Source organism: Pseudomonadales bacterium, from assembly GCA_024234435.1.
GTDB lineage: Bacteria > Pseudomonadota > Gammaproteobacteria > Pseudomonadales > Porticoccaceae > JACKOF01.
In genome coordinates, this window is the sequence record JACKOF010000001.1 from 1,711,627 (window position 1) to 1,725,611 (window position 13,985).

At 48.9% G+C, this 13,985-nt stretch carries 11 protein-coding genes; 4 read left to right on the forward strand and 7 right to left on the reverse strand.

Annotated elements, in window-relative coordinates:
• Window positions 1–15: 15 nt before the first annotated feature.
• The 6 genes from H7A02_07960 to H7A02_07985 form a co-directional block, all read right to left on the reverse strand.
• Window positions 16–1,263: a cytochrome P450 gene (locus H7A02_07960; GenBank protein MCP5172181.1), complete on the reverse strand. Its 1,248-nt coding sequence runs from the start codon at window positions 1,261–1,263 to the stop codon at window positions 16–18.
• A gap of 85 nt (window positions 1,264–1,348) precedes the next feature.
• Entirely contained in the window at window positions 1,349–1,675 is a 327-nt protein-coding gene (locus H7A02_07965) for a 2Fe-2S iron-sulfur cluster binding domain-containing protein (GenBank protein ID MCP5172182.1), read from the reverse strand.
• A gap of 337 nt (window positions 1,676–2,012) precedes the next feature.
• Complete coding sequence (locus H7A02_07970; GenBank protein MCP5172183.1) at window positions 2,013–2,420, reverse strand: hypothetical protein; 408 nt, start codon at window positions 2,418–2,420, stop codon at window positions 2,013–2,015.
• 20 nt (window positions 2,421–2,440) lie between these two features.
• Window positions 2,441–3,562, reverse strand: coding sequence for a hypothetical protein (locus tag H7A02_07975; protein ID MCP5172184.1), 1,122 nt, complete (start codon window positions 3,560–3,562; stop codon window positions 2,441–2,443).
• Window positions 3,563–3,576: 14 nt separating this feature from the next.
• Window positions 3,577–4,815 carry a cytochrome P450 gene (locus tag H7A02_07980; protein MCP5172185.1) on the reverse strand — a complete coding sequence of 413 codons (1,239 nt, stop codon included), beginning with the start codon at window positions 4,813–4,815 and terminating at the stop codon, window positions 3,577–3,579.
• A 37-nt stretch (window positions 4,816–4,852) separates the two neighbouring features.
• The gene (locus H7A02_07985; GenBank protein ID MCP5172186.1) at window positions 4,853–5,497 is read right to left on the reverse strand and encodes a TetR/AcrR family transcriptional regulator; all 645 of its coding nucleotides are present in this window, start codon (window positions 5,495–5,497) and stop codon (window positions 4,853–4,855) included.
• Window positions 5,498–5,722: 225 nt separating this feature from the next.
• Here H7A02_07985 and H7A02_07990 point away from each other — a divergent pair, with 225 nt between their 5' ends.
• The 4 genes from H7A02_07990 to H7A02_08005 all read left to right on the forward strand — a co-directional run bounded on the left by H7A02_07990 (window position 5,723) and on the right by H7A02_08005 (window position 13,093).
• The gene (locus H7A02_07990) at window positions 5,723–7,345 is read left to right on the forward strand and encodes an acyl--CoA ligase (GenBank protein ID MCP5172187.1); all 1,623 of its coding nucleotides are present in this window, start codon (window positions 5,723–5,725) and stop codon (window positions 7,343–7,345) included.
• A 267-nt stretch (window positions 7,346–7,612) separates the two neighbouring features.
• Complete coding sequence (locus H7A02_07995) at window positions 7,613–8,722, forward strand: efflux RND transporter periplasmic adaptor subunit (GenBank protein MCP5172188.1); 1,110 nt, start codon at window positions 7,613–7,615, stop codon at window positions 8,720–8,722.
• A 32-nt stretch (window positions 8,723–8,754) separates the two neighbouring features.
• Window positions 8,755–11,823, forward strand: a complete 3,069-nt coding sequence (locus H7A02_08000; GenBank protein MCP5172189.1) for an efflux RND transporter permease subunit — start codon at window positions 8,755–8,757, stop codon at window positions 11,821–11,823.
• An 85-nt stretch (window positions 11,824–11,908) separates the two neighbouring features.
• Window positions 11,909–13,093: a cation:proton antiporter gene (locus H7A02_08005; GenBank protein MCP5172190.1), complete on the forward strand. Its 1,185-nt coding sequence runs from the start codon at window positions 11,909–11,911 to the stop codon at window positions 13,091–13,093.
• Here the strand turns inward: H7A02_08005 and speB are convergent.
• Window positions 13,084–13,971 (reverse strand): agmatinase, encoded by an 888-nt coding sequence (gene speB, locus H7A02_08010; protein MCP5172191.1) that lies wholly within the window; start codon window positions 13,969–13,971, stop codon window positions 13,084–13,086. The genes H7A02_08005 and speB overlap by 10 nt on opposite strands.
• Window positions 13,972–13,985 lie beyond the last annotated feature (14 nt).

The following is a 13,985-nucleotide window of genomic DNA, read 5'->3' on the forward strand; positions in this document are numbered from 1 at the left end:
TTTTAACTGTGACCCTTATACCGGAATTGAGGTGGTTTTTTCCGGATCCCAAACAAGGTGAAGGTTTTCAAGGCTTCCGACTGTTCCTGCTTTAAAAGTAACCTCGGACCCTGGCTTTACTTCAAAATCAGGGATGCGTGACAACCAGGCTTTGAGAGCCATGATCACTTCCACACGAGCAAGAGGCGCCCCTGCGCAACGATGTGGGCCAGCCCCAAACGTAGTATGGGCAACACTCTCACGGTCAAAGTCTACTTTCATAGGATCTGGGTTTACCCGGTCATCCAGCGCTGGCAGGAAAGTGGCGTTGATAATCATCTCCCCTTCCTTCATCTCAACACCATGAAAATTCACATCATGTTCAATATGACGCCCTACTACGACCAACCCGTAACGCCTTACAAATTCATCTGCCGCAGCCGGTATCAGCGATGGATCCTCTACTAAACGCTTCCGCTCTTCAGGGTGCTCCGCCAAAAACAGCATAATGAAATTCAGAAAATTCACGACCGTATCGAGACCGGCAATAATGATTTCTACACACAACTGAAACGCATCATGGTCGGGTAGAGGTTTCCCGTCTATGGTGCCATTGACCAGCCCGCTGATCATATCGTCACGCGGATTTTTGCGGCGATCTTCAATGACCGGTTTCAGGTAGTCCAGAATGGTCTGGTCGGCTTCTGCAATGCTCACTGTGCCGTCTGGCCGCATAATATGATCGGCGTACTTTTTAAGATACGGGCCATCTTCAATGGGCAACCCGAGAATCATCATAATAATAGTCGTCGGGAACGACTCGGCAATTTCTGTGGTATAACAGCACTCACCCTTTTCACGTACGGCTTCTATTAACTCGCTAACCACTCGCTCCATGTCATCCTTTAGAGCATTGATCTTTTTCGGAGACAGCCCCGTATTTAACAACAATCGATAAGGACGATGTTCCGGAGGACTCAGGTGCGTGGGAAGAATATGGTAATCCTTACCCATTTCCTTGGGGACAATAATGATTTTTGATGAGAACGTTTCGTACTGCTCAAGTACGTCAGTCATCGCTTCCGTGCGCGCCGTAAGCCAGTGGCCCCCGTTGTAGGGAGTCCAGACAATGTCCGGCACCCCTTCTGCATGCAATGTTTTCCATGCTTCGTGGAAACCGTTTTCAAGCCCCGGGGGATGATAAATATCGAAATCCAGCACCAGTTCTTCTGGCACATGAGCCGGTTTCTCGGCCATTGGATTTAACGGTTGATGGGCAGTCATAGCATATACCTCTCGCAATTTTCGCAGCAAATCAAAGCACTCTCTGCGAAAATATTTTCTTTTAAATCATAGTGTTGTATAAGAACTAGCAGCCTTCCTGAGTTTCCGGCGTGCGTACAACAAGACCATCCAGAGAATCATTCAGTTTGATCTGGCAGGACAGTCTGGAGTTTTTACTGGAACCAGGAACCAATTCAAGCATTGATGCCTCAAGATCGCCAGGCGGGCCGACTTTCTCGCACCATTCGTCTTCAACAAAAACGTGGCATGTAGCGCAGGAGCAGCCCCCACCACAGTCAGCATCAATACCAATCACATCATTCTGAATAGCCGCTTCCTGAACGGAAACCCCGCCCCTGACGTTGACGATCTGTTCCTGATCATCCGCCGATATGAACGTTACTCTGATCATATAAACCTGAAACCTCTGCTCATTCTGTCATAAATCTGGAGAATAAAGGCCGACTATTTCTGAATGAAAGCCGTACCCTGTTTCCATTAACGATAGCACTGCCATTTCAATATTACAACACATATGTTGAATTATGAGGAAAGGCTCTCTCACAACAGAAACAGTGGCTACGATTCTCACAAACAGGTAATAAACAGAATAACCAGGAAGCAATCCGCACGAGGGCCTGTTAACCGAAACGGTTTATTTGGGTAACGAAAACCAAAGATGCTGTCGAAAACAAGAATACAACGCAAACACCAACCGGCCAGACAGGAACCATCTGGCTCTCTGCCGCTCAGCCCACTTCCGCCTGCTGAACCATGAGCAGCAACCCGCTCTGAAGTTCAGCCAGAACCTCTCGAGCCGCGTTGTTTTCGACGACGGTTTCCGCAATCAGGACATCCAGAAGTGATTTGAATAATCCCGAGAAAAAAGCCGCTGGCACCTTAAAAACGCCGTGGTGGTGGCAGATGGTTTCCCTCAGCAGGATTTTTACCTCCATTGGCCTTTTGAACCAAACCATTGCACAGTACAGAGCCTGATCGACCATCATTTGCTCCAACCGCTTTTCGTTAAACAGCTCACGGGCATCGGGATACTGTGCAAAAAAATTATCTAGCACGATAGGCGTTATGTCCCCCACACTTTCTGAGACGGCTTCCAGTACTGATTCGAGGGTTTTCAGTTTCTGCTCTTGTTCCATAATCTTCCTGCGCTCAACACCTAAAGCAAAGCCCAGCCTTTCTGCTTTTGCACACAGGCTTCGTAGGCGTCAGGCTCCAGTGGTTGGAGAATACCCGTGGTTTGCCGACCATCGCAGGTTACGCGACAATGATGTTCATTCAAACCAGACAGGCGTTTTTTGATCTCGGCAACACTGAGATCGTATTCGTCACCCTGCACAACATTGTCGCCAACATAATCCCCCTGAAAAATTGTGTTGTCGGGCGTGCCACCGTACAACCCACAGGTCATATAAGCTGTTTGATTACCCAGCCTTTCGTAATGCACCGTTTTGATTTCGCCGGAATCCAGCGTGTAATCGATTTCGCCTTCTACAAAGATTTTTGTATCGTCCTCAAAGCGTAAGCGACGATCAATTTTTACCACTTTGCCGTGCCCCTTCCGGCTGTCGCCGTAAGGGTATAAGACAATATTCCCCCATATCGCGAAGTCATCAAACTGCACCCAGTTTCCGCCTATCCATCCCGCTTTCGGCGTTTTGCCGTCGGGTTGGTATTTTGGCCCACCGACACCTCGGCCAATTCCCCAATGACGATCACGGGTTCCTCTCGCTTCAACCCGGGAAAGCTCAATCTTACGATCACCAAACTTCACCCAGCCCTCAACTTCGCCAAAGCTTTCAAAGCCTGCAGTAACATGCCTTTGACTGCCCGGCAACGGGCCACCACTCAAAGAAGAATACGACGACCGATAAACCTGCCGGAAGGAATCAAACCAGTCCAGCTCAAAACTGATACCGTAATCATTGTCTTCAAGAACATGTTGCCAATGCCTTAAACCGGCGATAATTTTTGGTTTGATTGGCCCAACACTAATATCGGTCCGGTCGTTATTTAGTCGGCGAAATGATCGTACGGAACGCTGAATCCCTTTATACGTCACTATGGCGTAAGCTTCAGCGGTATTAAGGTTCGGATAAAAACTGCCACCCGTTGCCACGAGCAAGTCCCCCGATTGGTCATGAAAAACATTCCAGTGTCTTTCAAAAAACCGTGGATCAGTAGTGTAGGCAACTCGAACAGGGTCTGGCGTCTGGTGTATCAGAAAGTCATCAACAGGCGACAAGGGAAACTGCTCTTCGTAACAATCTTCCCCGTAAATACGGTTATCGTCACTCACCGAAGTGTTACCTGAAGTCGTGATGGCCCACGCGTTACCATTGAGTTAATCCACGGCACTGTCGACATGTCCTCATCCAGCGTTATCGACTCATAACGCGCCATAATGGCCTGCAACACAATCTTTCCTTCTATCCGCGCAAGCGGTGTCCCCATACAGAAATGCGGCCCCTTGCCAAAGGCCATATGCGGATTAGGATCTCGAGTGATATCAAGCTGATGCGGGTTAGTAAATATCTCTTCATCGCGGTTAGCCGACAGCAGCATGGAAAACACGCGCTCTCCAGCCTGAAGCTGTTTATCACCAAGTTCTACATTTTCTTTTACCACCCTACCGATAGAAAGAATCGGACTGTCGTAGCGCAGAAATTCTTCCACCGCGGTATCAATAAGCGCCGGATTCTCTTTCAACAGTTTGAATTGATCGGGGTTATTGGCAAGCGCCATCATGGTGTTATCAATCAGGTTGGCGGTGGTTTCGTGCCCGCCGTTAAGCACCATCATCATGCTGCCTACCAGCTCGTCATCCGTCATAGACCGGCCATTGATCTCTGAGTGAATTAATTGTGACAAAACATCCCCATTGGGCGCTTTCCGGCGCTCCTCAATCATGCCTTGGAACAGGGTTCCCATGGCAATCGCACCGCTTTTTGCACGCTCATACTTATCAGGCACACCGCGGGCGCTGCCGATAAACAGCATCATGTCATCGGACCATTTCTTAACTTCAAGTAATCGGCTGCGATCAACACCCAGCAAGTCCATAACAACCATGCCAGGCAACATAATGGCGAACTCTTGCAAAAAATTGACTGACTCACCCTTCGGAATTTTATCCAGCAACATATTGGCAATATCAGAAACACGGTCGTGAAAGGTATCAAACACTTCCGGATTCAACACCGTTGCCATATGCCGACGCAACCGGGTGTGATCGGGCGGGTCGCGGAATACCATCCAGTGCCCCAACCATCTGAGGATTTGTTCAGCGGCACTCTTCGCGGCAGAAGGCAAGTGCTTCTTTACCTGCGTAAGGCGTTCAGCCGAATACAGATGATTCATCGTCAGCACTTCGGAAGAGAGGTCGTAACTGGTTACCACCCAGGCCGACATTGGCTCACTCCAATGCACCGGCTCCTCTTTTCGTAGACGAGCAAACAACGGGTGCGGGTTGCGAACGGTGTTCATGTCAGCAGGATCGAAATACAACTCGCTATCAGCAGTAATAATAGTCATTAAAGGAACCCCAGATACAATGTTTAAATAATTCTGTTTAGATAATTGGCCTAAGTCGCGAAAAAATCAGATCAAGATGTTCTTCAAGCACATATTCAGGCGACCTGTCCTTAATGGCCCAACCTTTAAGCGCCCTCATATGCGACAGCAATATGATTTCGTGAGCGAGCATTTTTTCGTCCACCGCTCTGAATTCTTCAACCAGCACACCGGCACGAATCAGATCGGCCAGATATTCCGCAATCTGACGTTCCTGAAGGGTGTAACGCTCTTTGGCTTCCTCAGACAAAGACTGGTATTCGCGATAGGCAATCGTAATGGCTGCGGACGCTTGCCAGTGTTTTTTCCAGTAGAATGTAATAGCCGCTCTCAGCTTGTTAGCAATTCCTTTTTCCTGATCAGCCGCCTCTTTCATCTGCTCTAGCAGAGCGAGATTAATTTCATCGCAAACCAGCTCCAGCAAATCATTTTTGGTCTGAATGTATCGATAGAGACCGCCAACACTGATAGAGGCCTCCTCGGCAACCTCATTGACTGATATAGAATCAAAGCCTCTTTCTTTTACCAGGCGAATCACCACACTGGAAAGCTCCTTCCGGCGCTTTATCGCCTTTTCCTGGCGCTTGCCAACTGCAGGTTTACGGGCGGCAATATCCACTATCTTGTTTTTCGCATCAACCACTTAAAACTCCAAAAAATGAGCAATAACTCGCTTTTATTTCAACTTAAACTTCACTTTAAAATATCATAAGAACAAAAACAATACTTGTCATACCATTAAATTACAAGCATTTAAGGAAAACAGGGTTGAAATCACATCACAATAGATATTAAATTAGTGAGCAATTGCTCGCAATAAAACAACTATAAACTTCCAAAACAAAGCGATAATAAAAAAGGAGCCACAATGTCCATCACCCCCGTCTATGAGAATGATCATTTATGCTCAGACATTATCGGCAAAAATGCCGTTATGTACCGTGATGAAACAGCGGTGGTTTGCGGAAGCACCAGGTTGTCCTGGCAGGAGCTGAACAAAAGCACGAATCAGGTTGCGAACCAGTTGATTCATGACGGCTTCGTCAAAGGTTCAAAAGTATGCATGCTAATGCCCAACTCAATTCATTCCTTTGTCACTTTTTGGGGTGCAATAAAAGCGGGTTGTGTCATTGTTCCATTGAATGTCATGCTGGATACAAAAACATTGGCCAGGCTTATCGATTCAGCCGACGGCGAAATTATTTTTACCGACAAAACAACTGTTGCCGCTATCGACAGCATCAAGACTGAGCTACCCCAAATAGCACCAGGCAACTTTTACTACTACCGTTCTGACGACAACTCTTCCGATAAACGCTCAGCAAGCAGCGCTGATGACAAGCCCCCGGCGGGGTGGCGGTCAGCCAACGACTACTTCGCAAAAAGTAGTACAGAAAACCCCAAGATCAAAATCCACCCTCAAGATTCCATGACCATTATTTACACATCTGGAACTACCGGCACCCCCAAGGGAATAGAACACTCTCATTTCGGCCGACTCAACTATTGCTACGGATTCGCTCCCGGACTGGGCATCACCCGATATTCCTCGGCAATATGTGCAACGCCTATTTACGCATCCGGTACCTGGATAACCATGTTCCCTACCCTCTACTACGGAGGCAAGGTCGTACTTTTGGAGAAATTTACTCCCGAAGCATTTTATAACGCCGTTGAACAGGAGTCCGGCACCCATAGCTTCATGGTTCCCGCTCAATACATCGCTCTTCTTGAATATAATAATTCGCAGCAAACGTCATCGCTGCAAGTGCTGGTAAGCGCAGGCCAGCCATTAACAAAAGCTACACGCGAAGCACTGAAAGAACGTTTTCCAAACACCGGGCATTACGAAGTATATGGCATGACAGAAGGTTTCTTCACCATAGCACTGCCCGGCGACTACGAGCGAGGAAAAACAACCACCGTTGGCAAGGCGGGGCTGCTCGAAGAGATCCTTATTATCGATGACGAAGGCAAAGAGCTGCCGGTTGGGGAAACAGGCGAAATCGTTGCCTATGGCCCCGGCATGATGAAAGGTTATTACAATCGCCCCGATCTAACTGAAGAAACCGTGTGGACTTCGCCATCAGGAAGAACTTACTTAAAAAGTGGTGATTTAGGTAGGGTTGACGAAGATGGTTTTCTGTATATTTCGGGTCGCAAGAAAGACATGATCAAATCCGGCGGTATTAATATCTACGCCACCGACATCGAAGATGTCCTTATGAACCACCCGGCAGTAAAAGAGATCGCGGTTGTCGGCGTGCCCCATCCGCGATGGAGTGAAACACCGATAGCGGTCATTGTTCCTAAAGACGATACAAACGCAACACCGGAGGAAATTCAAAGCTGGGCTAATGAGCAGCTGGCAAAATACCAGCGACTATCCAAGGTATTCATTCAGCAGGAACTGCCACGAGCAACCTATGGCAAAGTACAAAAAGATAAGCTAAGAAGTGAACACAGCAAGCTTTTCCTGTCTGCTCCCTGAGACCTGTTAACTTTCTGTTCGCTAAATCCAGCCATCCCTATCACGCTCCTGTCTCGGCAATCCCAGGCTAACAAGCCTAGTTTTTCGATAATTTCTATCAATTGCATTTATTTCTTATTTCGCCTCATGTAATGTCTACCCTGCTTTAAATTGTCGTCACAATAGCCTTAGATTCAAATTTCTCAATCTGTTGTGATTGCAAAACGGGGACAAATTGGCCTTCGGCTCCCAACCAGGCCTTTCAAGGAACGTTAGGAAAACACCGTTATGAATTCGCGCCGCTGGATCATCACTATTATTGCCTGCCTGCTGGTTTTCGCTGCTTTGGCTGGTTACAAAACCCTGCAAATCAAAAAAGCGATAGAGTTTGGTGAATCATTTCCCGAACCCTCCGAAACCGTTGAAGTTACCACAGTGAAGGTGACTGAGGTTCGTGAACAAATTAACACCATTGGTGAAGTTGTAGCACCACAGAGTATTGAGTTGCGTAATGAGCTGGCAGGCCGCATTTCGTCTGTTAAATTCGAGGCTGGCGAGAAAGTGGAACGCGGGCAGGTTTTATTGGAAATAGACAGCCGGGAAGAACAAGCCCAGCTAAAAGCAGCCAAAGCCCGAGCAGAACTGGCACTGATCGACCTTAAGAGAATCGAAAAACTAATTGCCAAAAAAACAGTAAGCGAAGAGCAGCTCGACCAAGCCAAAGCAAAACATGATATTGCCACCGCTGAGATTGAAGCATTGCAATCCGTTATCGATAAAAAAACATTGCGCGCCCCTTTTGATGCCGAAGCTGGCATTCACCAGCTGGAGGCAGGCGAGCTGATTCAGGCCAATACGCTGATCACTCAACTTATCGGCATCAACGACTTTATCTGGGTTGATTTCCAAATGCCTGTTGAACATACAGGCATCAAGCTAGGTACTAACGTTTCTATCAGTCTGCCAGGACTGACAACTAAACAAATTTCAGGACAGATCATCGCGAAGGATCCCGCTCTTTCACCCAACTCCCGCAATCAAAAATACCGGGCAAAACTATCGGCAGAACTGGCATTGCCAGCTAACACCATTGTCAATGTCAGCGTTAACAGCACATACTCAAAACGTCTACCACAAGTTCCACTTACCGCTTACCGGAACGATCAGATGGGCGCATTCGTCTACATTCTGGTTCCCGCAGAAAAGGAGCACACCTTCCGCGCTAAACGCCAGTCCGTGACTATTGGCAAGAAAGACGACGACATGATCAGCGTGATTTCAGGTTTGTCCGGTGGCGAACTGATAGCCACCCACGGCGCCTTTAAGTTAAGAGAAAATGTACTGGTGTACGTCAAACAGCGGTCGCCGAAAAGCGATAACGCAGGCCAGGGAGAATAACCGTGTCAAAGACCTATGGCAGTCCCAGCATCATGGACGTTTTCGTCACCCGCCCGGTACTCGCGGTGGTGGTATCATTGGTGCTGGTGATCGCCGGACTGCGCTCTGCCTTTGAGCTCCCGGTCTTGCAATTCCCGCAGATGGAAAGCTCTTCACTGATTATCACCACTAACTATGTCGGCGCCTCTGCCGCAGTCGTTCAGGGCTTTATCACTGACCCCATCGAAAGAGTCGCATCCACGGTTCCCGGCGTTGACTATGTCGACTCCAACACTACTGCGGGCCACAGCACCGTTACCGTTTGGATGCAACTCAACCAAAATAGCACTGACGCACTTGCTGAATTATCGAGCAGGCTCGACGAAATACGGTTTGAACTGCCTGCTGGTGCAGAGGATCCATACGTCACTGTACAACGTGCCGACCGGCCTTTTGCTGTATTTTATCTTGATGTGCTCACAGAGGGATTTTCCCGCGCGGCGGTCACGGACTACCTCATCCGCAACGTCAACCCTGTTCTGTCATCGATCAACGGAGTCCAGCGTATTGGTATCGAAGGACGACGCAGCCCTGCAATGAGGGTATGGATTGATCCGGTTAAACTGAACTCGTTCAACATTAGCGCCGAAGATGTCCGAAACGCACTGAGTGCCAACAATGTTATCGCTACTTTCGGCCACAGCAAAAACAACCAGCAACGTATCAATATGCTGGCCAACACCACATTGCAAAATGTCAGTGATTTTGAAAACCTCATTGTCGTAGAAAACGACAACACTCTGGTGCGGCTGAAAGATATCGCCAGCGTTGAGTTGGGCGAAGAAGAAGGCGAAGTGAACGGACGACTGAGCCAAAAGGATGCTGTTTATATTTCAGTTTGGCCTTTGCCCGGCGCCAATGAGATAGAAATCGGTGATCAGCTCTACAAAATGCTGGATCTGATTAACCCTACCCTGCCTGACGGTCTGGAGGTTCGTATCGGCTTTGATGGCACACTCTATATGAGGAATGCCATCCGCGAAATCTTTACCACGCTGGCCGAAACTGTATTGCTGGTTGGCTTGGTGGTACTGGCTTTAATGGGCTCAATCCGCACCGCCATCGTACCACTGATAACTATCCCTATCTCTCTGCTGGGGGCTACAGCGGCCATGACGATCATGGGTTTCTCGCTGAACCTGCTAACCATTCTGGCAATCGTGCTCTCCGTGGGGCTGGTGGTAGATGATGCTATCGTGGTGGTCGAGAACGTCTCTCGCTATATGCGCGAGGGGAAAACCCGATTGCAGGCAGCGCTATCCAGCTCCCGCCAATTACTCACCCCCATTATTGGCATGACCATTACACTGGCCGCTGTTTACGCGCCAATTGGTTTTTTGTCCGGTCTTACCGGCGTGCTATTTAAAGAGTTTGCTTTTACCCTTTCGATTGCCGTGATTATCTCCGGCGTGGTTGCTCTCACACTCTCGCCTATTATGAGCGCCTACGCTAATCCAGAGGGTGGCCGCGAAAGTCCGGCGACGCTATGGGTGAATAAACAGTTCGACAAACTTCACGATTTTTATGGTCGTTTATTAGAGCGAATTTTCAGCTGGCAAACACAAATTCTCTTTGCCGGGGTATTCCTTTCCCTGTTAATTGCCCCACTGTACTTATTCTCTCAAAAGGAGTTGGCGCCTATTGAGGACCAAGGCGATATCAGTATTATTGTTGAAGCCCCATCCAACGCCTCGCTGGCCTACACCACGGACTACATGCACGACGTCATTGACACACTTTTTCAGACACCGGATTCCATTTTCATGTGGCAAATTATCCGCCCTGGCGCAGCCTTTGGTGGCCTCAACTTCACAGAGTTTGAAAAGCGGGACCAGACTGTTCAGGAGAAGTTACCACAGGTTTTTGGCCTCGCCTCGCAGGTAACCGGTTTGCGGGTTTTCCCCACTCTATCACCCGCATTGCCGACGGCAGGCAACTTTGATGTTGAACTGGTAGTGCAGTCTCAATCCTCACCGGAAGAAATGCGTACTTATGCCGAGAAAATGATTGCCGCGGCCTACGCCAGCGGCATGTTCATGTTTGTAGACACCGACCTGAGAGTAGATTTACCCGAAGCACACTTTATTCTGGATAGAGAGCGTATCGCCGAACAGGGCATGAACCTGGCCTCGGTCAGTCGTCAGCTCGGGGTTTTACTTTCCGGTAACTATATCAACCGTTTTGACCTTGAAGGCAAAGCTTATCAGGTTATTCCCATGATCAAGGGGCAATCCCGCCTGACCCCTGAAGCCATTCTCGACCTGCAAATACGTACCCCCCAAGGTGAGTTAATCCCGTTTTCAGCCATCGCCAAATTGGAGGAGCGGGTTGCGCCAAGGGTGCTGAGCAAATTCCAGCAAAAGCGAGCCTTTCGTATTTACGGCGGCATGCTGCCCGGCACCACAAAAGAGCAGGGGCTAACATTGCTAGAAAAAAGTGCGGCGGAACTGTTACCCGCTGATTACACACTTGATTACGCCGGAGAATCCCGTCAGCTCAGACAGGAAGGCAGCACCCTGGTGGGTGTATTGGCTATTGCGCTGTTATTTGTTTATTTTGTACTAGCCATACAGTTCAACAGTTTTCGTGACCCGTTAGTTGTTTTACTCGGCTCGGTTCCTCTGGCACTGGCTGGCGCCTTGCTGTTCCCGTTTTTAGGCTGGACTACTATCAACATTTACTCGCAAATCGGCTTTATTACGCTGGTCGGTCTGATAGCCAAAAATGCCATTCTCATTGTAGAGTTTGCCAATCACTTACAGTCTGAAGGGTTCAGCAAGCTTGAGGCGATCAAGAACGCTGCAGAAACTCGTTTACGCCCGGTATTAATGACAACTGCGGCCACTGCGCTGGGGCATTTCCCGCTGATCCTGGTAAGCGGCGCCGGTGCCGAAGCTCGCAACAGCATCGGTATTATTCTGGTTGCTGGAATGGTGATAGGCACCGTATTCACCCTGTTTGTACTGCCTTGCGTGTATTTGCTGCTGGCAAAAACACACCGACAGGGTGAAGTTGACCCGGAACATGACGCCGAAGTTGAATCAAGCATCAGCTATGGCTGATTCGATAATGGCACACCCTTGCACTCACAATTTGTTTGCGGACAAAATGGCTCTTGATAACTGACCCACGAACTGCGAGCAAGTCATGCACGAAGAGATCGCCATTACTTTTATTCTAATCGGCCTTCTGCTGTTACTCAGTCTTCTTGCTAACTGGTTGGGGTCTGCAACCCGGCTACCCAGAGTCACCACGCTGTTGTTGCTTGGCTTTGTGATTGGTCCTGCGGGGTTTGATCTATTCCAGGGGAATCATCAAGTCTGGCTGGAAATGTTTTCTGCTCTGGCTCTGTCAATGGTCGGTTTTCTACTTGGCGGACGACTCACCAAATTTTTTCTCAGAAGCCAGGAAAAACTCATTCTGGCGCTGTCATCAGGTGTGGCTCTGACCACACTACTGGCCGTTTTTCTAGGCCTAACACTGATTGCTCTGCCCTGGCATATCGCTCTGGTGATTGCAGCCATTGCAACGGCAACAGATCCTGCCGCCACTGTTGACGTGATCAGGGAATCAGGCAGCAGTAATCGATTCAGTGAGAACCTACTGAGCATTGTAACGCTTGATGATATCTGGGGGCTGGTTATCTTCAGCCTGTGTCTGGCCATATCGGTGTCCGCCAACGGCAATGGTAACGGAACATCGCCCATCATTGACGGCCTCACCGAAATAGGCACAGCAAGCATGCTCGGTCTGGCATTGGGCATCCCCATGGCCTTTTTAACAGGTCGGCTACAACCCGGTGAGCCCACCCTGGTTGAAGCTATTGGCCTGATTATGCTCTGTTCCGGGCTGGCTATCTGGCTGGAAACATCCTATCTACTGGCATCCATGGTTATGGGCATCACGGTTCGAAATATCGCACGTCATCACCGTCGGCCTTTCCATGCTATTGAAGGTATAGAGTGGCCGTTTATCGCCCTGTTCTTTATCTTTGCCGGTGCATCTCTTGAGATCTCATCCCTGTCAGCTATCGGTTCAGCAGGAGCCGTTTATCTGTTGTGCCGTACTATAGGTAAAGTGGTGGGCGGAGCCGTGGTTGGTCAAGCTGTCGGACTACCCCTGCGCGAGGGTTTCTACTATGGTATCGCCATGCTGCCGCAAGCCGGTGTTGCAATGGGTATGGCCTTGATCGCGTCCCATTTCTTTGAGCGGCAAGCGGATCTGATCATGAATCTGGCAATTGGTGGAACAGTCATTTTCGAGTTATTAGGGCCCATCTGCACCAAATGGGCCTTCAAAAACAGTACTCATAAACAGAGCAATCAGCCTTGACGCTCAACAATACCCATCATTTTGTAAGCCAGTAGTGCCGCAGAAAACTGATAACAATGAAAGCCTTCAATAGGGGCAAACTCCATCAAGTCAAAACCGATAATCTGACGCTGCCTGGCAACTGATTCAAATAACCCCAGTGTCTGATACCAACCAAGGCCACCGGGTACCGGCGTGCCTGTTGATGGAAAAATCGATGGATCCATACCATCAATATCCAGTGTAAAAAAAACATTATTCGGAAAGTCATCGGGCAAGTCGACCGACTGGACATTTCGCGGCACCAGAACCTCCGCATCCACATATTCAACACCGTAAGTTTTTCTGGTATTTTTTTCTTCTTCGCAGTATGCCCGAATACCCAGCTGAAACAGGGGAATATCAAGATCAACAATCCGCTTCATGACCGAAGCGTGACTATAAGGATTACCCTCATAAGCCTCCCTGAGATCCGCATGAGCATCAATCTGAACCACACCGATATCATCCATGCCCGCTGCCAGCAACCCCTGAATAACACCGTAGGTGACGGTATGTTCTCCGCCCAGAACAATAGGAAAACCGCCCTGCTCGACAATTGACCGGGTAGCACTGGCAATATTCTCAATAGTTTGCTCTGCACCATTACCCGGCTGAACTGGCGGGTGTGTGTAAATACCTTTGCGGCCCGGGTTACTTTTGCCATCCCATGACTCAAGCTGCCAGGAGGCCTCCAGAATAGCCGCCGGGCCCTGTGCGGTACCCGCGCCATAGGAAACTGACTCTTCGTACGGCACTGGAAGAATATGGAAAAAGGCGTCTTGCGGTTTCGGCTGTTTAAATTCCGAACCAAGGAAAACCGGAAAACCCGGCGCAGCCAGTTGATCAAATTCCTGCATGTTGTTTTCTCACT

Bases quoted from the DNA above. Each gene is read 5' to 3' on its own strand.
- H7A02_07995 (MCP5172188.1), top strand. From the start codon at position 7,613: ATGAATTCGCGCCGCTGGATCATCACTATTATTGCCTGCCTGCTGGTT.
- H7A02_08000 (MCP5172189.1), top strand. From the start codon at position 8,755: ATGGACGTTTTCGTCACCCGCCCGGTACTCGCGGTGGTGGTATCATTG.
- H7A02_07965 (MCP5172182.1), bottom strand. From the start codon at position 1,675: ATGATCAGAGTAACGTTCATATCGGCGGATGATCAGGAACAGATCGTC.
- speB (MCP5172191.1), bottom strand. From the start codon at position 13,971: ATGCAGGAATTTGATCAACTGGCTGCGCCGGGTTTTCCGGTTTTCCTT.
- H7A02_07970 (MCP5172183.1), bottom strand. From the start codon at position 2,420: ATGGAACAAGAGCAGAAACTGAAAACCCTCGAATCAGTACTGGAAGCC.
- H7A02_07980 (MCP5172185.1), bottom strand. From the start codon at position 4,815: ATGACTATTATTACTGCTGATAGCGAGTTGTATTTCGATCCTGCTGAC.
- H7A02_07990 (MCP5172187.1), top strand. From the start codon at position 5,723: ATGTCCATCACCCCCGTCTATGAGAATGATCATTTATGCTCAGACATT.
- H7A02_07960 (MCP5172181.1), bottom strand. From the start codon at position 1,263: ATGACTGCCCATCAACCGTTAAATCCAATGGCCGAGAAACCGGCTCAT.
- H7A02_08005 (MCP5172190.1), top strand. From the start codon at position 11,909: ATGCACGAAGAGATCGCCATTACTTTTATTCTAATCGGCCTTCTGCTG.